This window comes from Mycobacterium sp. E2462 (assembly GCF_001672685.1).
Lineage (GTDB): Bacteria > Actinomycetota > Actinomycetes > Mycobacteriales > Mycobacteriaceae > Mycobacterium.
Genome location: NZ_LZKC01000317.1, coordinates 22,156 through 44,493, shown reverse-complemented (window position 1 = coordinate 44,493; position 22,338 = coordinate 22,156). Strand labels below are relative to the sequence as shown.

Genomic DNA, 22,338 nt, shown 5'->3' with positions numbered 1-22,338 from the left:
CCGGGCGGCGGTGGCGGCGACTGCTGGCCCGCGTGGGTTGAATTATCCGACAACGCAATTCGTCCCGACGGCGGCTGCCGCGGGGCCGGGGCGGCGCCCCAGGGCTCGGCGCCGCCGAACGGGTCGTCGGTGGCCGGGGTCGCGGCGGAGCCGGCCGAGTAGCCGGAGCCCACGACGGCGGGGGCATCCCCGAACGGGGACGCCGTCTCCCCGGGTGCGGCGAAACCGGCGCCCAGGCCGGCGTGCATGGCGCGCAGCCTGAGCCCGCTGAGCAGTTCGGGCAGCCGCTGCGCGACGTCTTCGTAGAGCCGCTCCCGCGCGGCGGTGTCGGTGGTGCCGGCGACCAGCAGCAGGACCTCGGCGACGGTCTCGGGGCCGCGCGGGTCGTGCAGCAGCACCCAGGTGTTGTGCACGGCCAACGGCAGCACCGCGCGCAGGCCGGTCTTGTCGGAGCCGGGCAGCTGCGAGCCGACACTCACCAGGCCGTCGGCGTTGACCACCACGCTGCCGGAGCCGAAGGGGCTGCGCCCCAGCACGACGGAGAGGGTGACCCCTGCGACGGACAGGTGCCGGGTGCCGCCGGGGGGTAGCCCGGCGACCGGGTGCACCAGGTCGGTGTCGGCCATCGCGAACGGTTCACCGCCGCGCAGCACGGCGTCGTGCTCCACCTCCACCGGGATGCGTTCGGCCAACAGCGGATTGTCCGGGATCTTGCTCGCCCACCACTTCGAGGCGTAGAGCAGCGCCAGCGGCAGGCCGGGCCCCAGCAACAGGGCGGCGATCAGCACCAGGACGAAATTGGTGGTGTTGAGCGGGTTGATCATCGACGCCGTGAACGCCACCTTGACCACCTGCGCGTCGTCGGGGTTGTCCAGCGTCGAAACATGCACGGGGACAGTACCGTTCAGGCCGCCGTGGCCGTTGCGGTCGGTGCGCAGGGTCACCGGCAGTTGCGCGGTCTCCCCGGCTTGCACCTTGACGCAGTTCTGGCCGGAGTTCGCCGACGAGCCGAGGTGGGGCGTCCCGATCCCGTCCGGTGAGCCCGTCACCGTCGCGGCGTCGCCGTCGCCGATCCATGCGCAGCCCGGCCCGGTGATGCTCAGCTGCGCGGTCGCGCCCTTGGTGCCCTCGACGGTGCCGAAGTCGATGCGCTGCCCGGGCGTGGGCAGTCCCGCCTTGGGCAGGATCTGGATCGGCACGTCGACCTCTTGCGGTGAGAGCTGCGTGCCCTCGACCGGGCCGCCGGTGAGGTCGGTGGTGGGGGCGGTGGTGACCACCAGCGACATCCGCAGCGTCGCATGCCCGGGCTCGACCTTGGTGAGGTCGGCGTCCACCGGTTTGGCGATGTCGTCCTTGCCCGCGGCGGTCAGCAACGGGATCGGCGCGGCGCCGTCGGGCGCCAGCGAGGCGGACATGGTCGCCGAGCCGGCCAGGTCGGTCGGCGCCATCGCCTTGCCCTGGCCGTCGACGAGGCCAAACGTCAAGCCCTGCAGCACTTGTCCGCTGTGCCAGGAAACCTTGTCGGCGCCTACGAGCGCCGGGAAGATGTCGGTGGTGATGTGGATGCTGACCTTCGACACCGCGTCGGGATGCTGGCCGGTGGTGTCGACGTAGACGATCGCCCACAGCCCGGTCCAGCGTGGGACGTTGCTGTTCTGCAGCGAGATGTTCTGCGCCGACTCGGATTGCCATTGATAGGTCACCGGCACGCCGTCGACGCTGACGTTCTGCGCGCCGTCCTTCTTGGGCAGCGGCAGCGTCTGTCCGGACGGCGACACCAGGTAGGGCTCCACGCCCGGCACGCCGCCGGAGCCCAGGATGTTGACCTCTTTGATGGAGCGGTCCAGGACGAAGTTGTGCCGCGCCTCGGGGCAGACCTTGAGGGGGCACACCCCGCCCTGCTCGGTGACCTGGGGGTCGGGGTTGAGCGCGTCGAAGGCGAACAGCATGTCGTCGATGTTGGCGACGGGGAAGAAGTCGCCGGGGACCGGATCGGTGATCGACCCGCAGGTCATGCCCTGCAGTCCCTTGCCGGTGCTGATCGCCGACATCACGTTGAAGTCACCGGGAGTCTGCTTGGCGCCCAACCCGATTCCTAGGATGATGATGTTGCTCGAGCGCAGCTGGTCGGCCAGGCCGCTGGGGCGGCAGATGGAGTTGACGGCCTTCTGAGTGGTGTCGGGAATGCCGTTGGGTGCGTCCAGGTGCACCCCGTCGGCGTAGGGCTTGGCGACGGGCCGGGCGGTGAAGTCGATCATGCCGTCGGAGAACCAGGCGATGGCCTGGCACCGCGGGGCGCCGTTGGTGCCTCCGCCGCGGGTGGCCAGCGCCTGCCGGGCGCCGTCCAGCGCCAACCAGTAGTCGGTGTCGATGCCGGTGTTCTTCTTGGCGATCGGGTCCAGCGACGCGCCGACGCTGCCGGCCGACGCGGCGGTGAGCTGGGTCCAATCGTGTTCCGGCACATAGGTGTCGGAGAAACCGGCCACCGCGACGTCGAGCTTGGCGTTGACCCGGTCGGCGTATTTGCCCAACGTCTGCACCAGATAGCGGGCGGCCTGCACCCGCGCGGCCTGCGGATCGGTCTGCTGCAGGCTGCTCGACTCGTCGAACAGCAACAGCAGATCGCCGGCCTTCTGGGAGGCGAGGCAGCCACCGAACCGGCTGGCGCCCGGTGAGCCCGCCGCCGACGCGGTCGGCGCCCAGCCGATGACGCTCAGCGCGGCGACGACCGCGACCGCGGCCAGCAGGCGCGCGGCAACCGCGAGCCTTCTTGCGCTGGACAAGTTCCGCGTTCCGTCGGCCACTACAGCGTCCCCGCCCACAACGCGATCTGCCAGGCGCCCAACGCGATTCCCGCCAGACATACGGCCAGCACCACCCAGTACAGCGTCGACGTCCAGGTGGGCGCCGAGTAGATCGCCTCGGTGCGCCGGCGGGTGTCGACCCGGCTGAACACGGCCAGCGCGCCGATGGCGAGCGGCCCCGCCAACAGCCAGCCCGCCGCGGCCGCCGCGATCGTCGGGCCGCTCAACGCGCTCAGGCTGGCCAACGCCGCGCCGGCCAGGGCGAGCGCCAGCGCCACCGCGAACCACACCAGCGGCGGGCGGGTGGTGGTGAGCGCGCCCAGTGCCGCCGGGCCGGGCGTCAGCTGGCCGAACGCGTCGCGCCCGGCCGTCGGGTCGAACGCCGTCGGGTCAGCGGCGGCGAACGGTCCCGTGGGTTGCGGGCCTGTAGCGGGGGGCCGTTGGTTGGCCCACGGATCGAAACCGGCCGAGAAGCCGCCCCCGGGTTGGCCCTGGGCCGGCGGCCGCGGCGCACCCGGTCCCTGCTTGCTGGGCCCAAAGTCGCTGAAGTCGAAGGGGTTCGGTGAGCTCATGGACGGTGCCTCAGAACGGGTTCAGGCACAGCGCGAAGGAATGGTCGGGGGGCGCGGCCACGTAGGTCGATCGGCATTGGTTGCTGGCCTTGACCCGCGTCGTCACGGTGTAGACGCCTTCGCGGTGTTCACAGTCGACTTGGTAGAGGTCCAGCGCGTCGTTACCGGAGCTGTTGCGCAACTGGATTTCGACGCAAGTTCCCAGCGGCACGGTCGCCAGGTCGAGCTTGGGCCGGTCGGGGGTGGTTTGCGGCGCCACCGACGTGACGGTCGACGGGGCGACCGGCACGGGGGCGCTCGAGCTGGTCGCGGACGTCGTCGACGAGGCGCTCGGGCGGGTGCCCCAGTAGATGCCGCCGATGATCAGCAGCGCACACATCGCGTAACCAATGACGATGCCGGCGATCGCGGCCGGGCGTCCCCGCTCGCCGGTGCGCCTGATGCGCGGCAACGCCAGGTGGCCCATGATGGCGCCGGCGGGCGGCACGATTACGCCGAAGACCGGCGAGAGTACCGCGAGCGTGTTGTAGTCGGCGCGTGGCGGCGTCCCACCGAAGGGCACACCGGGCGGCATCGTGTATCCGACCGGGCCGGTGGGCCCGCCACCGTAGGACACGGTGGGAGGTGGTCCGCCGAAGGGGTCGCCGCCCTGCGGCGCGAAGGGATCGTCACCGGGATACATCAGCTCAACCCTTGAAGTCGACGATGCACGCGAAGACCGTCTTGTCGTGGTTCCACAGCGTGGTGGGTGTCTTGCAGCTCTCGGTCGACAGCAATTGCGTGACCTGCAGCACGCCCTCGCGCACTTCGCAGGCGACAGGATAGATGGTGATGAAGTCCGCGTTCTCCGAGGGGTCGGGTTTGTTCTGCTGCACCTCGATGCAGTCGCCCACCCGCAGGTTGCTGACCGACACCGTCGGCCGCTGCGCCGGCGGCTGGGTGATCACCGTGGTCCGCGGCGGGGGCGGGGCGGCGTAGCTGGTGGCCGACGGCGTGCGCGAGGCGTTGCTCGGCCCGGAGTGGTCACCGGTCACCAGCCACACCACCAACCCGATGACGGCCAGCGCGATGATCAGGTAGGAGGCCGTCAGCCCGAAGATCGCGCGGTCGCGGCCCCTCTGTTGGCGTTGCCGAATCTGTGACAGCGCCACGTGGCCCAGCGCCGCGCCGGCCGGGGCGAACAGGAACGCGAAAACGGCCGACAGCGTGGCCAGCGTGTTGACCTCTTGTTTCGGCTGGGACGGGAAGCCGGTGGACGCCGTGGGCACGCTTCCCGACTGGCCGAAGGTGGGGCTTTGGGGGGCGCTCCCACCGAAGGGGTCGCCGCCGAAGGGGTCTTGGTAGCCGCTGCTATGCGTCATGGGAGTCCCTGACTGTAGGGCCGGACCGCTTCACCAATCCCCCTCATCAGTTGCCATCCACTTTCCGTCTGGGCGCCCGTGCCGCGATATTGACCGTGCCACTGGCCGCCCGATAAGTCGTGACTTCCCACCGCAACAAATCAAACTTAGTCGGTGCTGGCACGGCTCACGGTTTTTCTCCGAGAAGCGCTTATCGGTACTGCTACATATAGTGGGGGCCCGCGCCGTCGCGCAATTTAGCCCGCGGCCACGATGCGCCCGGCGAGGCGTCAGTGCCCATTAGCCAATGGAGCCGCGGGGGTAGTATGCGGGCTGCTCAAAGGCGCACTCAGTCCCCGTTTGCCGTTAGCTGCCGACAGCCGGGGCCCGACGTTGCGACCCTCGTTATCCGGCCCTGCCGTTGAGAAAGGCGACGATCCCCTGCGTCACCGCCGCGGCGTAGCGCGCGCGCCCGTCCGGGCTTTCCATCAGCGCCGCCTCGCCCGCGTTTTTCATGTTGCCGAGTTCGACCAGGACCGCCGGATACTGGGCGAGATTCAGTCCCGCGAGGTCGTCGCGGCCGTAAAGGCCGTCCGAGCCGATATAGGTTGCCGGGGCGAACCCGGCCTGCGCCAGCGCGTCCCGCATCGCGTGGGCGAGCGCAACGGAGGGGCCGGCCTGGACGTCGTTGAGCGGCGGCGCGGAGTAGTTGACGTGGAAGCCGCTGCCCGACGGCGGTCCGCCGTCGGCGTGCACGCTGACGATCGCGTCGGGGCGCATGGCGTTGGCCGCCGCGGCGCGCTGGTCGATGCAGGGTCCGACGCCGCCGTCGCTGTCGCGCGACAGCTGGGTTCGCACGCCCATCTGGGTGAGCGCGTCGTTGATGAGCGCCACTACGGCCCAGGTGAACGCGTGCTCGGGGTAGCCGTCGGCGGCGGCGGTGCCCGAGGTGTTGCACGGCTTGGTGCCGCCGCGGCCGTTGGTGACCTGCTGGTTGATGGAGGCGTCGTTGATCGCGTTGTGGCCCGGGTCGAGGAACACCGCCGATCCGGCCACCCCGGCCGCCGCCCGCGGGGTAGGCAGCAGCGCGCCGGCGCCCAGGATCACCGGCGCGGACCCGGCGAGTCTCAACAGGTCGCGCCGCGCGAACGATCGCGGCCGGCTCACGGCGCGATGGTAGCAATCGTCAGGGTTGTTCGACCGCGGCCAGCAGGGTCTCCGCGACGCTCTTGAGGAAGGTCGAGGGCACGCTGTAGCCGCACGTCGCCATCCGCAGTTGACCTTCGTAGGTGGTCACGCCGGTGACGTACTCGCCGACGGTCTGGCTCTGCACCACCGGCGCCCACACCGCCGTGGGCCGCAGCGGGCCGATGCCGTCGAAGTGCTGGACGCCCAGGTTGGTGATGAGCAGATCCCACGGGCACAGCCGGCCGAACAGTTCCTCCGCCCGGTCGGTGTCCGCGTCGACCGTCATCAGCTGCTCGCCGGCCATCGCCAGCGTGCGGATGCCGCGGGGCGCCCGGGCCAGATCCAGCTGGGCGGTCGTCTCGCGCGCCTGCTCCCAGAACGGTGTTCCGCTCAGCGGCGCGATTCCGGTCGTCACCGACTGAATGAACATGCCGCAATCGTCCCCGACGCCCATCAGCGCTCGGCAATTGATCGGGTTGAGCGTGCGCACAAAGTCTTCCCCGCGCTCGACGGCCCGCACCCGGGACATCGCGGCCACCAGCGCCGCGTGCACGGTGGTCCGTTCCGTGCGGCAGCGCCCCACCAACCGCGCGGTGTCCCAGGCCGACAGCGCCATGGTGCGCACCTTGGTCGGTGCGCCGTCGAAGGGCCGAAACACGTTGGCCCTCAGCATCCTTGGGTCCTGCGGCTGCGCGGCGGGATCGTAGGCCTCGACGTCCCCGAGCGCGTCATCGATGAGGCGCTCCTGCGGACGCCGCAGCGCCAGTTCGGACAGCGTCTGGCCGTTGAGCGCGCGCAGCACGTCGCGCAGGACGAACATGGTCGAAATCCCGTCCGCGAGCGTGTGATCGAAGGTCAGTAGCAGCGTGCTGCGCGGTTGTGCCTGCAGCAACAACGCCCGCATCAACGGCGCCTGCGATCGGTCGAACGGGCGGGTCAGCTCGTCGGCCGCGGCGGCTTCCCACGACGGGTCCGCGCTGCGGCGGGTGGTCAACGGAATGGGCGCGACGGTCGGTTCGCGATAGAAGCCCAGCCGGGTGTCCGGGCGGTCCTCGACGTGCATGGACAGCAACGGGTGCCGTCGTTGGACGGCGCCCAGCGCTGACCTCAACCCGTCGACGGGCAGCGGCTCGGCGAACTCCGCGACCGCGACGTGATGCGCCGGGTTGCGTTCTGAGAAGCGGTAAAACGCTCGCTCGGACGCGCCGAGGGGGCGAACGAGGACTGCGGGTGGATCGTGTGGGGTGCGTTGCGCCGTCACCGATTCTCCTATCGCCGGACGCTTGGTGTCCACTCATGCAGACGTATCCCGGCGGGGTTTCGTTCAGACGGCGAACGGCAAGTGCGGTTTTCGCTTCACGGCGGGGCACTTGGGCGTGCCAGACGTGGGTGCCGCGCGTCAGTCCCGCGGCGGCAGCGGCAGCCGAGCGGTGTCGTCAAGCTCGACGTCGAGCGCATTGAGCATCAATGCCAGGCCGGCGTATCGGCCGATGACCATCAACGCTTCGACGGTGGCCTCCGAGCCGAGGGCGGCATGCACCTGTTCGAAGAGTGGGGCTGTGACGCGGCGGGTGGTGACCAGTTCGGTCGTGAGTCGCAGCACCGCCAGCTCGGTGGCGTCGAATTGCCCAGTGGGCCAGTCCGATTCGTTGATGATGGCGTCGATGGTGTCCGTGTCCAGTCCGACCGTCTGCGCGACGTCTTTGTGCTGGCCCAGTTCGTAGGCGCAGTCCATCAAGGTCGCGGTGCGCAGGACGATGAGTTCGCGGAGCCGGCGCGGCAGGACGGGGCTGGTCAGGGCGGCGTCGCCGGCCAGCATCCATCCGGTGTAGACCTGCTCGGCGTTGGCCAGTGCGCGGTAGACGTTGAGATTGCCGCGCCGCGCGGTCAATTCGCGGGCTTGCTCGGTCATGTCCTCGGGCCGGCGGTACGGGATGCGGGTCATTTGTCCTCGATGTCGAGGTCGACGGCGTTGAGTACCAGCGCCAGGCCGTAGTAACTGCTGACGATCATCAGCAGTTCGGTGAGTGCCTCGTCGCCCAGCAGGGCGTGGGCGGTGGCGAAGGCGTCGTCGCTCAGGTGGTGGCTGGTGCACAGTTCGGTGACGGTGTCGATGACGGTGCGTTCGTCGCCGCTGAATCCGGCCGCGTCCAGGTCTTCCTTGTCGAGCAGGGCGTCGATTTGTCGGTTGGTGAGCCCCGCGGCGCGGCCGAAGATCACGTGCTGGGCGAGTTCGTACGGCGAGTCTTGTAGGTGCCCCACTCGCAGGATGATCACCTCGCGCAGCCGCGGGGTGAAGGTGGGGCTGGTGAACAGTTGTCCCATCATCTGCGCCCACCCGTCAAAGATGTTGGGGGCGTTGGCAAGCAGTCGAACCACGTTGAGCGTGTCGGGGCGCGCGATGGGCTGCTTGATCCGCTCGGGCTGCCGGTCGGTGTCGACCAGGGGCATCCGCGTCATCGGCCAATCCTCTCTAGCGGTCCGCGTTCGCGGCGAGGCTGAAGGTCCAGCCCAACGTCACGAACGGCTCCTCGACCATAGTTCCGTCCGGGGCGAAACCGGGGTCATGGCGCACGAAGTCGGCCTGCAGCGATGTCTGGTCCGCGAACACCGCGTCCCGGCCGATGTACGGGTCGTCCTTCAAGAACAGCTGCGTGATCAGCGGTTGATAACCGTCGGCGTGAAACCAGAAGTGCACGTGCTGGGGGCGCATGACGGACCGGTTCGCGGCGCGCAGGATCTCGCCGCAGGGCCCGTCGGTGGGCACCGGATAGTAGCGCGGGGCGATGGAGCGAAACCAGAATCGGCCGTCGTCATCGGTGGTGAGGAGCGCGCGCATGGCGAACTCTTCGCGCAGTTTTTCGCTCTGTTGTACGTCGTAGAAGCCCTCGCCGTCGCTGTGCCAGGCGTCGACGCGCGCTTTCGCGATCGGGCCGCCCCGCTCGTCGACGACGCGTCCGGTGACGAACATCGGTGTGCCCGCAACGCCATTGGAGATGTCCGCCCCGTTGTCGGCGGTGGGCCGGCCCTCGACATAGAACGGGCCGAGCAACGCCGAGGCCGTAGTCGACGCCCCGGCGTGTTCGTTGATTTTGTCCAGCAGCATGGACAGGCCGAGGATGTCGGAGAGCAGCACGACTTCTTGGCGGGTGGGGCTGGAGATCTTACCCAGGCGCTCGATGAAATCCATTGCGGTGAACCACTCGTCGCCGGTCAGCCGAACCTCGCGGGCGAAGTCGTGCAGGTGCTGGACGAGGCTGACCATGAGGTGCCGGAAGCGGTCGTCGGTGGCGGTGTGGAAGCTGCGCAGCACTGCCTCGGTGAGGGTCTCTTCGGTCAGGTCGCTCGGCATGCGATCAGCCAACACCGGCGTATCTGCATTTGTCCAACGGTGATCGAGGTGGCTGCGCACGTCGTTCAGCGATGCACTTCACCGGCAACGCAGCGAGGCGACTGGCGAACGCCTCAAAACAATTGCGCCACAACGCCGTCGACCAACTCCTCCGGCGCCCGCTCGACCCCCACCTCCCGCAACTGCCCGCCGATGGCCAGCGACGCGATGCCGTGCACCAGTGACCACAGCGGCGCGGCGAGTTCGAGTGGGTCGGAACCCGCGGCGATGCCCGCCTGTTGGCACGCCGTGATCGCCCCAAGCAGCTCGCCGAACGCCCGCTCGCCCGCCGCCGCGACGGTCGGCTCTTCGGACTTGAGCGACTCGACGCCGAACATGACCTGGTAGTGGTCGGGATGGGCGACGGCCCAGCGCACGTAGACCCGGCCGAGCTCGGCCACCCGCTCCTTGGGATCGGTCACGCGCGCGGCGGCCTCGGCCAGGTCGGCGTGCAACTCGACGAACCCCTGCTCGGCGACGGCGGCCAACAGCGACGCCTTGTCGGCGAAGTGCCGGTACGGCGCCGCGGCGCTGACCCCGGCGCGCCGCGCGGCCTCGGTCAGCGTGAAGCCCTTGGGCCCCTTCTCGGCAACCAGCGACAGGGCGGCGCTGGTCAGCGCGTTCTTCAGGTCACCGTGGTGGTACGTCGTGCGGGCTTTCTGCACTGCCATGTTGACGACATTAACATTACGGACTATGTTAAAGCCATTCACATCGAACACCCGAGGGAGGGCACCATGACCACCCAGCTCGACACCACCGCCACGCTCGCCGGCAACCGCGACCGCGAGAGGACCGCCGATCTGCTGGGCCAAGCCCTCGCGCAGGGCTACCTGCAACTCAACGACTACGACCAACGGCTGCAGGCGATCTATCAGACCCACACCGCCCACGAGCTGCGCCAGCTCCTGGGCGACCTGCCGCTGGACCACATTCGGCGTCACGATCCTCGCCGCCGCGCCGCCCGCATCGCCGCCGCCCGCCGCGGCGTGCGCGCCCACCTCGCCGCGTACCTCGCCATGGTCGTCATCGTGCTTACCGTGTGGGCCGCCGTCGCCCTCACCACCGATGCCACCTACTTCTGGCCCATCTGGCCCATCCTCGGCGCAGGAATCGGCCTGGTCAGCCACGCCGTCTCCATCCCACGCTGCCATAAAGCCCGTTGACACCCGTTGACCAAAAGCATTCGAGGAGAAGCCATGAACGCCAACTGGGCAGTCGTCACCGGAGCCAGCTCGGGCCTGGGCGCGATCTTCGCCGAACAACTGGCCCGACGCGGCCACTCGCTCATCCTGGCCGGGCGTGACGAGGCCCGATTGCAGCAGGTCAGGCAACGCATCACGGCCAACACCGAGGTCGAGCTCGTCGTCGGTGACCTCGGCACCGACGCGGGCGTCGAGGGCCTGATCGCGCGCCTCGACGGCCGCGCGGTCGACGTGCTGGTCAACAACGCGGGATTCGGCACCTACGGCCCATTCGCCGACGTCGACGCCCGGCGCGAGCACGAACTCGTCGCGGTCAACGTCGACGCTCTGGTCCGCCTCACCCACGCGGTGCTGCCCCGCATGCTCGCCCGCGGTCGCGGTGGCATCGTTAATGTGGCCTCCACCATCGCCTTTCAACCCGGCACGTACCAAGCCACTTACGGCGCCTCGAAGGCGTTCGTGCTGTCCCTCAGCCAGGCGCTGTGGGCCGAGACCCGCGGCACCGGCGTCACCGTCACCGCCCTGTGCCCGGGGCCGACGCGCACCGGATTCGTCGACGCGCTCGACGCCGACGTCTCCCAGACCGCCATCTACCGGCACCTCGCCGCGCCCGAACCGGTCGTCGCCGCCGGGTTGCGCGGCCTGGACCGGGGCCGCGCGGTCGTCGTCCCCGGGTTGCGTTTCCGGCTGCTGGCCACCGGCGGAAAACTCATGCCCGGCTGGCTTGCGGCGCTGGTGAGCGGGCGACTGCTGCGGCCGGCCGACACGGCCAAGGCCGCGGCCGGAACGGCCACTTGACCACCGGTCGAATGGGGTCCATGGTCTCGTGTATGAGCCTCGACGAGCCCGTCACCACCCTCGACGACCTCAAGACCGACCTGGCGGGCCGGCACAAGTGGACCACGACCGGCGGCGCGTCGGTCGACCCCGCGATCGTCGACGCCGACATGGCCGCCCTCGACCGCGACGGCTACGTCGTGTGGGAGAACCTGCTCAGCCCGGACGAGTGCGCGCAGATCCGCGATGTCGTCGGGCCGTGGCTGGGCCACACCGGGCGCAACGCCTTCGAAGGCCGTCGCACCCAACGCATTTACAGCGTGCTCAGCCGGACCCGGGTCTGCGACCGGCTGGCCGACCACCCCCGAGTGCTCGCGGTGCTCGACCGGCTGCTGATGCCCAACTATCTGTTATCGGCGTTGCAAGCCATCAACATTCAGCCGGGCGAGTCCGCGCAGCTGCCCCACCATGACGACGGCTTCTACCCGATCCCGCGGCCGCGAGACCCGTTGGCCGCCGCCACCATTTGGGCCATCGACGACTTCACCGCGAACAACGGTTCCACCGTGCTGTACCCGGGGAGCCACCGGTGGGGCCGGCGCCCGCCGGGGCCCGACGACCCGTCGCTGCCGGTCGTGATGCCCGCCGGCTCGTGCGTGTTCTTCGTCGGCACCCTGTGGCACGGCGGTGGCGCCAACACGACCGATCGCGCGCGCCTGGCCATCACCGCCCAGTACTGCCAGCCGTGGCTGCGGCCGATGGAGGCCTACACGCTGTCGATTTCGCGCGACATTGCCCGCGCGGTCTCCGACGACATTCGCCGCATGATCGGCTACAGCATTCACCCGCCGTTCGTCGGCGCGGTCGACGGCCTGCATCCGCTGCGGCTGTTGCAGGATTCGTGAGGGGTCCGCGCCATTCCATGGGGGTCTGGGCCCTGCCCTGACGAGGTAGCGAAGTGCCCGCCTCGCAGCGACAAATCGCCACAGCGCCCCGTTGTCGCTGTGAGGCGGGCACTTCGGATGCACCCCAAGACAGGGGCGCACGTGACGCCTGTGACTCCGAAGCCCAACACTCACAACACGAGGTTGTGTCCTCACAACAGGTGACCTCTACTGGCATCCCGGTCCGCACGGCAGCATGGGAGGCGTGACCCGTGGGTCCAGCGACGTACACACGGGTACGCGCACCATCGACGGCCGGCGCCCAGCCCCACGACAGCCCGGCGCCAGGAGTACATCACCATGACCACAGCACGCCCCGCCAAGACCCGCGTCGAGGGCCAGTGGGCGCTGGGCGACCGCGAACCCCTCAACGACGCCGAGAAATTAAAGAACGACGACGCCCCACTGAACGTGCGCGACCGCATCGTCAACGTCTACGCCAACGAGGGCTTCGACAGCATCGCGCCCACCGACCTGCGCGGCCGGTTCCGCTGGATGGGCCTCTACACCCAGCGCGAGCAGGGCTACGACGGCAGCTGGACCGGCGACGAGAACATCGAGAAAATCGAGGCCAAGCACTTTATGATGCGGGTGCGCACCGACGGCAAAGCCCTGCCGGCGCAAGCCATCCGCACGCTCGGCCAGGTCTCCACCGAATTCGCCCGCGACACCGCCGACATCAGCGACCGCGAAAACCTGCAGTATCACTGGATTCGCATCGAGGACGTGCCCCATATCTGGCGCCGCCTCGAATCGGTCGGCCTGCAGACCACCGAGGCCTGCGGTGACTGCCCGCGCGGCATTCACGGCTCGCCGCTGGCCGGTGACTCGCTGGAGGAGGTGCTCGACCCCTCCCCCGCGATCGACGAGATCCTGCGCCGCGCCCTGAACAATCCCGAATACGCCAACCTGCCGCGCAAATTCAAGACGTCGATCTCGGGCCTGCAGGACGTCTCGCACGAGACCCACGACGTCGCCTTCGTCGGCGTGCACCACCCCGAACACGGCCCCGGCATGGACCTGTGGGTCGGCGGCGGTCTGTCCACCAACCCGATGCTGGCGCAGCGCCTGGGCGCGTGGGTCCCGCTCGACGAGGTGCCCGACGTGTGGGAGGCGGTCACCGCGCTGTTCCGCGACTACGGATATCGGCGGATGCGCGCCAAGGCCCGGATCAAGTTCCTGGTCAAGGACTGGGGCGTCGAAAAATTCCGCGACGTCCTGGAGACCGAATACCTCAACCGCCGGCTGATCGACGGCCCGGCCCCCGAGCCCCTCAAGCAGCCCATCGACCACGTCGGGGTGCAACGAATCAAGAACGGCCGCAACGCCGTTGGGGTGGCCGCGGTCGCCGGACGGGTGACCGGCACCATCCTGTCCGCGGTGGCCGACCTGATGGAGCAGGCCGGCTCGGACCGGGCCCGCTTCACCCCGTACCAGAAGCTGGTCATCCTCGACGTCCCGGACGACAAGGTCGACGAACTCGTCGCCGGCCTCGACGCGCTGGGCCTGCCATCGCGGCCGTTGTCGTGGCGCAGGAACCTGATGGCCTGCACCGGCATCGAATTCTGCAAGCTGTCCTTCGCCGAAACCCGGGTTCGCGCACAGTCGTTGGTGCCAGAGTTGGAACAGCGCCTGTCCGACGTCAACGCCAGGATCGACGTGCCGATCGCCGTGCACCTCAACGGGTGCCCGAACTCGTGCGCCCGAATCCAGGTGGCCGACATCGGCTTCAAGGGCCAGTGGATCGACGACGGCGAGGGCAATTCGGTCGAGGGGTTCCAGGTGCACCTCGGCGGCGGCCTGGGCGAGGCGAGCGGCTTCGGTCGAAAACTGCGACAGCACAAGGTGACCAGCGACGAGCTCGGCGACTACATCGACCGCGTCACCCGCAAATTCCTCGACCAGCGCGACGACGGTGAGCGGTTCGCCGCTTGGGCCCTGCGCGCCGCCGAGGACGACTTGCGCTAGGGGATGACTTGATGAGCCGGGCGCTCACCCACTTCACCGAGGAGCAGCTGCGCGAGATCGCGTCGCGCGGCGCCGCCGAGATGGAGGGTCGCAGCGCCGTCGACATCCTGCGCTGGACCGACGAGCACTTCGGCGGCATCGGCGGGCCCCGCGGCTGGGCCACTTGCAAGTGGGTGGTGACCAGCACCATGCAGGACGCGGTGACGGTGTCGCTGGCGTCCAGCGTCCGGCCCGGCGTGCCGGTGGTGTTCCTCGACACCGGCTACCACTTCGCCGAAACCCTCGGCACCCGCGACGCGGTCGACTCCGTCTACGACATCCACCTGCTCAACATCGCCCCCGAGCGCAGCGTCGCGGAGCAGGACACCCTGCTCGGCAAGGACCTGTTCGCCCGCGACCCCAACGAATGCTGCCGCCTGCGTAAGGTCCTCCCGCTGCGCCGCGCGCTGCGCGGCTACGCCGCCTGGATCACCGGCCTGCGCCGGGTCGAGGCGCCCACCCGCGCCAACGCGGCGCAGATCAGCTACGACGAATCCTTCGGCATCATCAAGGTCAACCCGATCGCGGCCTGGACCGACGAGGACGTCGACGCGTACATCCAGGCCAACGGCGTGCTGGTCAACCCGCTGGTCGACGAGGGCTACCCGTCGATCGGCTGCGCGCCGTGCACCGCCAAGCCGGCCGAAGGCGCGGATCCCCGCAGTGGACGTTGGCAGGGACGCGCCAAGACCGAATGTGGGCTGCACGCCTCATGAGCACCCTGATCCTCACCGCCCACGGCAGCCGCGACCCGCGCTCGGCCGCCAACGCCGCCGCCGTGGCGGACCGGCTCACGAGCATGCGTCCCGGCCTCGACGTGCGGCTGGCGTTCCTGGAACTCAGCGCGCCGAGCTTCGCCGACGCCCTCGCCGGCCTGCCCGACCCCCGCCAGGCGGTCGTCGCCCCGCTCCTGCTGGCCAGCGCATACCACGCCCGTCGCGACATACCCGAGCAAATCGCCCGCGCCGGCACGCACGGCATCCGCCAGGCCGGGGTGCTCGCCGAGGACGCCCGGCTCGTGTCGGTGCTGCGGGAACGCCTCGCGGAGATCCGGGCGTCGCCCGACGACGAGGACCTGGGCGTGTTGGTCGTCGCCATCGGTTCGTCGAACGCCGCGGCCAACGCCCGCACCGCCCAGGTGGCGCGCCGGCTGGCCGCGGGCACCCGCTGGGCGGGCGCCGGCACGGCGTTCGCCACCCGGCCCGAGGCGTCGGTGACGCGGATCGCCCACCAGCTGCGCGGCCGCGGCGCGCGCCGCCTCGTCATCGCGCCGTGGTTCCTGGCGCCGGGACGCATCACCGACGGGGTGTCGGCCTATGCGCGCGAGCACGACATCCCGATGGCGGCGCCCCTGGGCGCGCATCGTCTGGTGGCCGAGACGGTGCTGGACCGCTACGACGAGGCCCGCGCCGCCGACGCCGCGGCCTGAGCTATCGCGGTGCGCCACTGAGGATGTGTGCGAGGAAGTCGCGGATCGCCCCGGCGGGCGGGGTGCGCCCGCCGACCCAGATGGCGCGAAAGTTGCGCCGCAGGTCCAACCCGGGAATGGTGATGGCGCGCAGCCGGCCGACCGCCAAGTCGTCGGCCACCGCCAGCTGGCTCATGGCCGCGGGCCCCGCGCCGGCGAGCACCGCGGCCCGCATCGCGGCGGCCGACGTCAGCTCCAAGACGGGCGAAGCCTGTTGCATGTCGTCGCCCAGCGCCACCCGCAGCGCCGCCGTCAGCGAATCGCGGATGCCTGAATGGGGTTCACGGGCCACCAACGGCGTCTGCGCAAGCTCGCGCGCCGTCACGGGCCGGGATCGCCGCGCCCACTTGTGGCTCGGCGGCACCACGATCACCAACTCGTCCTCGGCGACCACGCAACACCCTAAACCCTGTGGCGTACCCGGACTTTCGATGAATCCCAGATCGGCGCTGCCGTCACGCACCGCGGCGATCACGTGCTCGCTGTTGGTCGCGGTCAGGATGACCCGCGGGACGCTGACGCTGCGCCGCGTCGCCTCGGCCTGCAACGACAGCAACCAGTGCGGCATGAGCTGCTCGGAGGTCGTTTGGCTGGCGGCGACCCGCAGCCGCTCGCGGCCCTCCTTCCGCAACGAATCCATGCCCGCGTCAATCTCTTTCGCGACCTCGAGGAGCCGCGCCGCCCAATCCGCGACGATCAGGCCGGCGGGCGTGAGCTGAGAGCCGCGCGTCGTCCGGACCGCCAGCGTCACCCCGACCTGGGCCTCCATCGCGGCGAGTCGCCGCGACACCGCTTGCTGCGTCAGGCCGAGCTCCCGCGCGGCGCGGCCTAGGCTGCCGGTCTCGGCGATCGCCAAGAACGCCTCGAGGGAGGCGATATCGGGCATCCGGGCGCTGAGCGGCATGGGCAACGGCTCACAATCGACTCGTGTGACACAACATTAGCTTGTGAGGGCACGACACCGAAATCTTTAGCCCGACCCCGAAGGGGTTGGCTGAGAACGACCCGCCCAACGGCGGAAACTTGAGAGCTCGGGCCGAGGCCGTCGCAAGCCGCCCTACCAGTCGAAGCCGGACAGCCCGAGACCGTCGCTGAGTCGACGGCCCGACAACTGCTGCACCACCCATTGGTTCATCGACACGCCCTGCTCGACGGATTCGATTGCCAGGCGGCGGTGCAGCTCGACCGAGGTCCGGATGACGATGGTGCCGCTGTAGCTGCGGTCGGCCATCGGCGTCGGCGGTGTCTCGCCGCCTTCCCGCATCACCTCGACGTGCTCGTCGACGGCCGCCTCTATCGCCAACGTCGCCTCCTGCGCGGTCGGCGCCACGCAGCTGAGAAACGGCATCTCGAGGCAGGTGCTGGCGGACTTGTCGTCCGCCGGTGACCAGCCGACTCGATACGTGTAGTGGTTCACGGCGGATTGGTAGCACGGGCGCTAGCGGATTCGAAAGTCACACATCCCCAGGACAGAGCGCCCGCCGAGGACCCCTAGGCGCGCACGGAATCAGCTAGTGCGGGCGCTAGCGGATTCGAAAGTCACACATCCTCAGGACGGAGCACCCGCCGAGGACCCCTAGGCGCGCACGGAATCAGCTAGTGCGGGCGCTAGCGGATCGGCGATCACCTCCTCGTAAGGTGAGCGAATGCGGACAGCTCGGCTCGGCCACCACCTCCGGCAACTCGCCTCCCTCGCCGTCACCGCGGTGACGGCGGCGACCACCGTCAACGCCTACCGGCCCCTGGCGCGCGGTGGGTTTCCCTCGTTGTACTCGTGGATGTTCGGCCTGGCCGTCACCGACCTGCCGCTGCAGACGCTGGCGGTCCAGCTCGCCGGGCTGGCCGCGACGGGCCGGCGCCTGACCCGCCCGGTCCGCATGCTGGCGTGGCTGGCGACGGGCGCCTCGGCGCTCGGGCTGCTCAACCTCAACCGTGCCGGTCACCAGGCCGACGTCCCGCTGCGCGAGGCGCTGAACAACGGGCTGGGCACCAATCGGCGCACCGACTCCGCGGACCTGTGGCGCCGCCCGGCAGGTGGCGGCACCGCCAAGGCGCCGGGCCTGGTGCGCATGCTGCGGATCTACCGCGACTACGCCCACGACTCCGACATCGGCTACGGCGAATACGGCAGGGCAAACCACCTGGACATCTGGCGGCGCCCGGACCTCGACCGGGGTGAGAAGGCGCCCGTCCTCTTCCAGATCCCGGGCGGCGCGTGGACGACGGGAAACAAACGGGGGCAAGCACATCCGCTGATGAGCCACCTCGCGGAGCTGGGCTGGGTGTGCGTGGCGATCAACTACCGGCACAGCCCGCGCAACACCTGGCCCGACCACATCGTCGACGTCAAGCGTGCCCTCGCGTGGGTCAAGGCGCACATCGCCGAGTACGGCGGCGACCCGGAATTCATTGCCATCACCGGCGGCTCGGCCGGCGGGCACCTGTCGTCGCTGGCCGCGCTGACGCCCAACGATCCGCATTTCCAGCCCGGCTTCGAAGACGCCGACACCCGGGTGCAGGCGGCCGTGCCGTTCTACGGGATCTACGACTTCACCAAGTTCGACAAGACGCTGCACCCCATGATGCCCGGCCTGCTGATCAAGTCGATCATGAAGCAACGGCCCAGCACGCACCAGAAGACCTTCGAGGCCGCGTCGCCGGTCTACCGCGTCACCCCAGACGCTCCCCCGTTCTTCGTACTGCACGGCACCAACGACTCGCTGGCCTACGTCGAGCAGGCACGGACCTTCGTCGACCGCCTGCGCCAGGTCAGCCGCCAACCCGTCGCCTACGCCGAATTGCCGTTGACCCAGCACGCTTTCGACATCTTCGGTTCCGCCCGGGCGGCGCACGCGGCCGTGGCCGTCGAGCAGTTCCTCGCCGAGATCTACGCCCGGCGACGCCAAGCCGCGGTCGCCTAGCCGCGACGGTCTACTGCACCGTCACGTTCGCCGTGTACGTGCATGCCGGCTTGGCGTCCTTGCCCACGAAGCTGGTGTAGGAGGTGGTAATGGTCGTCGCGCCGGGCTTGAGCGCTGCGAACTCCCACACCTCGGTGCCCGGCGCGCCGAGGGCCTCGGAGCTGGGCTGCACGAATTCGTGGCTGATCTGCTTGAGGACGCTCGGGTCGGCGATCTTCATGTCCGGCGCCCACCGGTACGGGGTGGTGTAGTTCGAGCCCAGCTTCACGTACAGCGTGTTCCCGACGGCCAGGGCGATGCTCTGCGTGATGGCGTCCTGCATCAGGACGTCACTCATGGACGCCTGCAGGGTCTTGGTGGACGGCGGGTTTCTGGAGCCGAAGTGGCAGGCCGGTAGGAACAGCGAGACGAGTACGGCGACTGTTGCCAGCAGCCTGATCTTCACTGCGGATCTCCCCTCTCTTCGGCCCGCCGCCTGGCGGCTTACCCGCTGCGCACCAAGCCACTCGATCCTAGATGCCGCGCCCCGAGCGACGGCACCCCCACCGCGGCCCAGAACGAGTTCAAAGGACCGTGTGAACGCCCCAAGCGGTGGGTATAGGACGACTCAGGCCGGAACCGCGCCGTCGGGTGTAACGGGATACACCCAGCGTTCGATTTTGGTAGTCCACTACCCCGGCACTTTCATCAACTTCGTTCCTGGCACGGGACTTTGGGGGGTCGGCTCATGCTTTCTTTGTCGTGCGCGAAAACGGTTCGGCTCTCATGATATTCGGGGAACCCGCCGCACCGACGGGCCAAAGCGCAAGCGTCGCAATCGAACAGCGGTGAACACCGCGACACACGAGATCTCGGCGGCCAGGCGGTGGTCGATGCTGACGGTCTCGCAGCTGGCGACGCTGTGCGCCAATGTCTTCATCAACGGCGTCGCATTCCTAATACCCGCGCTGTCCAAGCACGGTGCGAGCCTCGTCGAAGCGGCGCTACTGGCCTCGATGCCCAGCGTTGGCATGATGTTCACCCTCATTCCGTGGGGCTTCCTGCTGGACCGCGCCGGCGAACGGGTGGTGCTCTCCCTGGGCCTGGGGCTTACCGCCGCGGCCGGGGTGGCCGCGGCGGCGATGGACTCTCCGCTGGCCATGGGCACGTTCCTAGTGCTCGGCGGCATGGCCGCGGCCAGCTGCGTCCCGGCCAGCGGCCGGCTGGTCACCGGCTGGTTCGCCGTGCGCCAGCGCGCGCTGGTGATGGGGGTGCGCCAGACCGCGCAACCGCTGGGCATCGCCGTGGGCGCGCTGGTGCTCCCCGAACTCGCCAAGCGGAATTTGTCGGTGGCCCTGCTATTCCCGGCGGTCCTGTGCGCCGTGGCGGCCGTGGCCGCCGCGGTGGGCGTGAGCGACCCGCCGCGGCCCGACCGGACGGGCGTCCACATGGGCGAGCTCGCCGAGCTGTACCGCGGCACACCGTTGTGGCGCATCCACTTCGCGTCGACGCTGCTGATGGTGCCGCAACCGGTCGTCCTGACCTTCATGTTGGTCTGGTTCACCGGCAAGCACGGCCTGTCGATGGCGTGCGCCGGCCTGCTCATCGGGGTCTCCCAGGGCCTCGGCGCGTTGACCCGCGTCGCCGCGGGCCGGTGGGCGGACCGGATCGGATCGCGGATGCGGCCGCTGCGCAAGATCGCCGTCGTCACCGCCGGGGTCATGCTGGTGCTGGCCCTCACCGACCACCTGGGATGGCCCGTCGCGGTGCCGGCCATGGTGCTCAGTGCGGCCGTCACGGGAGACAATGGCCTGCCCTTCACCACCATCCCCGAGATCGCCGGGCCGTTCTGGTCGGGGTGGGCCCTGGGCACGCAGAACACGTTCGAGCGCCTCGTCGTGGCCGTCGCGCCGCCGGCGTTCGCGGAGGTCATCGTGGCCGCCGATTATCCGCTGGCGTTCGGGCTGTGCGGGCTGTTTCCGCTGGCCGCCATGCCGCTGATCCCGTTGCGCGGCGCCCGGGATCCCGCCGCGCCGGAGCCGTCACGGGTGGGCTGACGCCGGCGGGGTGCGCTCCCCCGCGGCGCGCTGAGCGGGCGAGTCCGGCAGGATGGGCTGGTGTTCGGCCTCGTCCTCATCGTTGCGCTCGTGTCCACCGTCATCCTGGGGACGGTCATCGGTCGGCGCTACCGCGTCGGCCCCCCGGTTCTGCTCATCACGCTCGGCGCGCTGCTAGGGCTGATCCCGCAATTCGCCCACGTCCACATCAACGGTGAGATCGTGCTGCTGCTGTTCTTACCGGCGATCTTGTACTGGGAGGGCCTGAACACCAGTTTCCGGGAGATCCGCGCGAACGCCCGCATCATCGTGTTCCTCAGCGTCGCCCTGGTGATCGCCACCGCCGTGGCCGTGTCGTGGACGGCGCGGGCGTTGGGCGTCGAACCGCACGCGGCGGCGGTGCTGGGGGCCGTCCTGTCACCCACCGACGCCGCCGCCGTCGCGGGCCTGGCCAAGAAATTGCCGCGCCGGTCACTGACCGTCCTCAAGGCCGAGAGTCTGATCAACGACGGCACGGCCCTGGTGTTGTTCGGCGTCACCGTGCACGTCGCCATCGGCGGGGCCGCCATCACCCCGATCGACCTGGTCGGGCGGTTCATCGGTTCCTATCTGGGGGGCGTCGCCGCCGGCCTGCTGGTCGGCGGGGCGGTCACGCTGCTACGCAAACGGCTCGACGCGCCTCAGGAAGAAGGCGCGCTGAGCCTGCTGACGCCGTTCGCCGCCTTCCTGCTGGCGCAATCGCTGGACTGCAGCGGCGTGGTCGCGGTCATGGTTGCGGCCTTGGTGCTCGCCTACGCGGGGCCGGTCGTCATCCGGGCACGGTCCCGGTTGCAGTCGTCGGCGTTCTGGGACAGCGCGACGTTCCTGCTCAACGGCTCGCTGTGGGTGTTCGTCGGCGTCCAGATCCCGAACGCGCTGCGCGGGATCGACCACGTCGACGGGGGTATCCGCCACGCCCTGTTCGTCGCGCTGGCCGTCACCGGCGTGGTGATCGTGTCGCGGATCTTCTGGGGTGAGATCACGACGGTGCTCCTGCGGGTGATCGACCGGCGCGAGGTGCAGCGCGCCCGCCGCGTCGACTGGCGCCAGCGCTTCGTCACCGTCTGGGCGGGCTTCCGCGGCGCGGTGTCCCTGGCCGCCGCGCTGGCCATCCCGACGACCACCCTGAGCGGCGCGCCGTTCCCGGACCGCAGCCTGGTCATTTTCATCGTCACCGTGGTGATCCTGGTGACCGTCCTGGTGCAGGGCAGCACGCTGCCCGTCATCGTGCGTTGGGCGCAGATGCCGCAAGACGTCGCCCACGCCGAGGAGCTGCATCTGGCCCGCGCCCGCGGCGTCCAGGCCGCGTTGCGTGCCTTCCCCGAGGTCGCCGACGAGGTCGGCATCAGCGAGGAGCTGCGCCGCCGGCTGCAGAAAGAATACGAGGAAAAAGCCGCGCTGGTGCTGGCTACCGAGGCCGGCTCCCCCAACCAGCGGCTCGTCGTCGGCCGGGAGAAGGTGCGCCAGGTCCGCCTCGGCGTGCTCGAACACAAGCGCCGCGAGATCACCTCGCTGCGCAATCAGAACCTTATCGACGACATCGTGCTGCGCGAGCTGCAAAACGAAATGGACCTGGAGGAAGTGCAGCTGCTCGACGCCGGCATCGACGACGCCGACGCCGACGTGGACGCCTAGTCGGTCGCCGA

Annotated in this window: 22 protein-coding genes; 9 read left to right on the top strand and 13 right to left on the bottom strand. The window is 69.7% G+C overall.

Annotation, left to right across the window (positions count from 1 at the left end; genetic code table 11):
• From A5714_RS16430 to A5714_RS16385, 10 genes are all read right to left on the bottom strand, one after another.
• The coding region (locus A5714_RS16430) for a vWA domain-containing protein (protein ID WP_231975907.1) at positions 1-2,804 on the bottom strand (2,804 nt) is incomplete at its 3' end.
• Complete coding sequence (locus A5714_RS16425; RefSeq protein ID WP_068286766.1) at positions 2,804-3,376, bottom strand: hypothetical protein; 573 nt, start codon at positions 3,374-3,376, stop codon at positions 2,804-2,806. The genes A5714_RS16425 and A5714_RS16430, both read right to left, overlap by 1 nt.
• A 10-nt stretch (positions 3,377-3,386) precedes the next feature.
• Complete coding sequence (locus tag A5714_RS16420; protein WP_068286762.1) at positions 3,387-4,058, bottom strand: DUF4190 domain-containing protein; 672 nt, start codon at positions 4,056-4,058, stop codon at positions 3,387-3,389.
• Between the two features lie 4 nt (positions 4,059-4,062).
• Positions 4,063-4,737 (bottom strand): DUF4190 domain-containing protein, encoded by a 675-nt coding sequence (locus A5714_RS16415; RefSeq protein WP_082959784.1) that lies wholly within the window; start codon positions 4,735-4,737, stop codon positions 4,063-4,065.
• Positions 4,738-5,121: 384 nt separating this feature from the next.
• Positions 5,122-5,883 (bottom strand): Rv3717 family N-acetylmuramoyl-L-alanine amidase, encoded by a 762-nt coding sequence (locus A5714_RS16410; protein ID WP_068286759.1) that lies wholly within the window; start codon positions 5,881-5,883, stop codon positions 5,122-5,124.
• A 19-nt stretch (positions 5,884-5,902) separates the two neighbouring features.
• Positions 5,903-7,165, bottom strand: coding sequence for a condensation domain-containing protein (locus tag A5714_RS16405; protein ID WP_068286774.1), 1,263 nt, complete (start codon positions 7,163-7,165; stop codon positions 5,903-5,905).
• 138 nt (positions 7,166-7,303) lie between these two features.
• Positions 7,304-7,849, bottom strand: coding sequence for a carboxymuconolactone decarboxylase family protein (locus tag A5714_RS16400; RefSeq protein ID WP_068286757.1), 546 nt, complete (start codon positions 7,847-7,849; stop codon positions 7,304-7,306).
• Positions 7,846-8,364: a carboxymuconolactone decarboxylase family protein gene (locus A5714_RS16395; protein ID WP_068286755.1), complete on the bottom strand. Its 519-nt coding sequence runs from the start codon at positions 8,362-8,364 to the stop codon at positions 7,846-7,848. The genes A5714_RS16400 and A5714_RS16395 overlap by 4 nt, the downstream gene beginning before the upstream one ends.
• Positions 8,365-8,377: 13 nt before the next feature.
• Positions 8,378-9,256 carry a dioxygenase gene (locus A5714_RS16390; RefSeq protein WP_068286752.1) on the bottom strand — a complete coding sequence of 293 codons (879 nt, stop codon included), beginning with the start codon at positions 9,254-9,256 and terminating at the stop codon, positions 8,378-8,380.
• 113 nt (positions 9,257-9,369) lie between these two features.
• The gene (locus tag A5714_RS16385; protein WP_068286747.1) at positions 9,370-9,966 is read right to left on the bottom strand and encodes a TetR/AcrR family transcriptional regulator; all 597 of its coding nucleotides are present in this window, start codon (positions 9,964-9,966) and stop codon (positions 9,370-9,372) included.
• Positions 9,967-10,032: 66 nt separating this feature from the next.
• On the opposite strand from A5714_RS16385, the gene A5714_RS16380 reads away from it, so the two are divergent.
• The 6 genes from A5714_RS16380 (at position 10,033) to A5714_RS16355 (ending at position 15,657) form a co-directional block, all read left to right on the top strand.
• Positions 10,033-10,461, top strand: a complete 429-nt coding sequence (locus tag A5714_RS16380) for a DUF1707 domain-containing protein (protein ID WP_068286745.1) — start codon at positions 10,033-10,035, stop codon at positions 10,459-10,461.
• 33 nt (positions 10,462-10,494) lie between these two features.
• Complete coding sequence (locus A5714_RS16375) at positions 10,495-11,298, top strand: SDR family oxidoreductase (protein ID WP_068286741.1); 804 nt, start codon at positions 10,495-10,497, stop codon at positions 11,296-11,298.
• Between the two features lie 32 nt (positions 11,299-11,330).
• Positions 11,331-12,182 (top strand): phytanoyl-CoA dioxygenase family protein, encoded by an 852-nt coding sequence (locus A5714_RS16370; protein ID WP_068286738.1) that lies wholly within the window; start codon positions 11,331-11,333, stop codon positions 12,180-12,182.
• A gap of 339 nt (positions 12,183-12,521) precedes the next feature.
• Positions 12,522-14,189: a nitrite/sulfite reductase gene (locus A5714_RS16365; protein ID WP_068286736.1), complete on the top strand. Its 1,668-nt coding sequence runs from the start codon at positions 12,522-12,524 to the stop codon at positions 14,187-14,189.
• Positions 14,190-14,200: 11 nt separating this feature from the next.
• A complete protein-coding gene (locus A5714_RS16360) occupies positions 14,201-14,944 on the top strand; it encodes a phosphoadenylyl-sulfate reductase (RefSeq protein WP_068286734.1) in 744 nt (247 codons plus the stop codon).
• Complete coding sequence (locus A5714_RS16355; protein WP_068286731.1) at positions 14,941-15,657, top strand: sirohydrochlorin chelatase; 717 nt, start codon at positions 14,941-14,943, stop codon at positions 15,655-15,657. The genes A5714_RS16360 and A5714_RS16355 overlap by 4 nt, the downstream gene beginning before the upstream one ends.
• A 1-nt stretch (position 15,658) precedes the next feature.
• Here A5714_RS16355 and A5714_RS16350 read toward each other — a convergent pair whose 3' ends face one another.
• Positions 15,659-16,600, bottom strand: coding sequence for a LysR family transcriptional regulator (locus tag A5714_RS16350; RefSeq protein ID WP_068286728.1), 942 nt, complete (start codon positions 16,598-16,600; stop codon positions 15,659-15,661).
• A gap of 153 nt (positions 16,601-16,753) precedes the next feature.
• Entirely contained in the window at positions 16,754-17,113 is a 360-nt protein-coding gene (locus A5714_RS16345) for a type II toxin-antitoxin system HicB family antitoxin (protein WP_068286723.1), read from the bottom strand.
• Between the two features lie 229 nt (positions 17,114-17,342).
• On the opposite strand from A5714_RS16345, the gene A5714_RS16340 reads away from it, so the two are divergent.
• Positions 17,343-18,617, top strand: a complete 1,275-nt coding sequence (locus tag A5714_RS16340; protein ID WP_068286719.1) for an alpha/beta hydrolase — start codon at positions 17,343-17,345, stop codon at positions 18,615-18,617.
• 10 nt (positions 18,618-18,627) lie between these two features.
• On the opposite strand, the gene A5714_RS16335 is transcribed toward A5714_RS16340, so the two are convergent.
• On the bottom strand, positions 18,628-19,062 hold the full coding sequence (locus tag A5714_RS16335; RefSeq protein WP_068286716.1) for a protease inhibitor I42 family protein: 435 nt from the start codon (positions 19,060-19,062) through the stop codon (positions 18,628-18,630).
• 382 nt (positions 19,063-19,444) lie between these two features.
• On the opposite strand from A5714_RS16335, the gene A5714_RS16330 reads away from it, so the two are divergent.
• Positions 19,445-20,653, top strand: a complete 1,209-nt coding sequence (locus tag A5714_RS16330) for an MFS transporter (protein WP_369829452.1) — start codon at positions 19,445-19,447, stop codon at positions 20,651-20,653.
• A gap of 60 nt (positions 20,654-20,713) precedes the next feature.
• Complete coding sequence (locus A5714_RS16325) at positions 20,714-22,327, top strand: Na+/H+ antiporter (RefSeq protein WP_068286715.1); 1,614 nt, start codon at positions 20,714-20,716, stop codon at positions 22,325-22,327.
• Positions 22,328-22,338 lie beyond the last annotated feature (11 nt).

Bases quoted from the DNA above. Each gene is read 5' to 3' on its own strand.
- A5714_RS16425 (WP_068286766.1), bottom strand. From the start codon at position 3,376: ATGAGCTCACCGAACCCCTTCGACTTCAGCGACTTTGGGCCCAGCAAG.
- A5714_RS16420 (WP_068286762.1), bottom strand. From the start codon at position 4,058: ATGTATCCCGGTGACGATCCCTTCGCGCCGCAGGGCGGCGACCCCTTC.
- A5714_RS16415 (WP_082959784.1), bottom strand. From the start codon at position 4,737: ATGACGCATAGCAGCGGCTACCAAGACCCCTTCGGCGGCGACCCCTTC.
- A5714_RS16400 (WP_068286757.1), bottom strand. From the start codon at position 7,849: ATGACCCGCATCCCGTACCGCCGGCCCGAGGACATGACCGAGCAAGCC.
- A5714_RS16395 (WP_068286755.1), bottom strand. From the start codon at position 8,364: ATGACGCGGATGCCCCTGGTCGACACCGACCGGCAGCCCGAGCGGATC.
- A5714_RS16390 (WP_068286752.1), bottom strand. From the start codon at position 9,256: ATGCCGAGCGACCTGACCGAAGAGACCCTCACCGAGGCAGTGCTGCGC.
- A5714_RS16385 (WP_068286747.1), bottom strand. From the start codon at position 9,966: ATGGCAGTGCAGAAAGCCCGCACGACGTACCACCACGGTGACCTGAAG.
- A5714_RS16380 (WP_068286745.1), top strand. From the start codon at position 10,033: ATGACCACCCAGCTCGACACCACCGCCACGCTCGCCGGCAACCGCGAC.
- A5714_RS16375 (WP_068286741.1), top strand. From the start codon at position 10,495: ATGAACGCCAACTGGGCAGTCGTCACCGGAGCCAGCTCGGGCCTGGGC.
- A5714_RS16370 (WP_068286738.1), top strand. From the start codon at position 11,331: ATGAGCCTCGACGAGCCCGTCACCACCCTCGACGACCTCAAGACCGAC.
- A5714_RS16365 (WP_068286736.1), top strand. From the start codon at position 12,522: ATGACCACAGCACGCCCCGCCAAGACCCGCGTCGAGGGCCAGTGGGCG.
- A5714_RS16360 (WP_068286734.1), top strand. From the start codon at position 14,201: ATGAGCCGGGCGCTCACCCACTTCACCGAGGAGCAGCTGCGCGAGATC.
- A5714_RS16355 (WP_068286731.1), top strand. From the start codon at position 14,941: ATGAGCACCCTGATCCTCACCGCCCACGGCAGCCGCGACCCGCGCTCG.
- A5714_RS16350 (WP_068286728.1), bottom strand. From the start codon at position 16,600: ATGCCGCTCAGCGCCCGGATGCCCGATATCGCCTCCCTCGAGGCGTTC.
- A5714_RS16340 (WP_068286719.1), top strand. From the start codon at position 17,343: ATGCGGACAGCTCGGCTCGGCCACCACCTCCGGCAACTCGCCTCCCTC.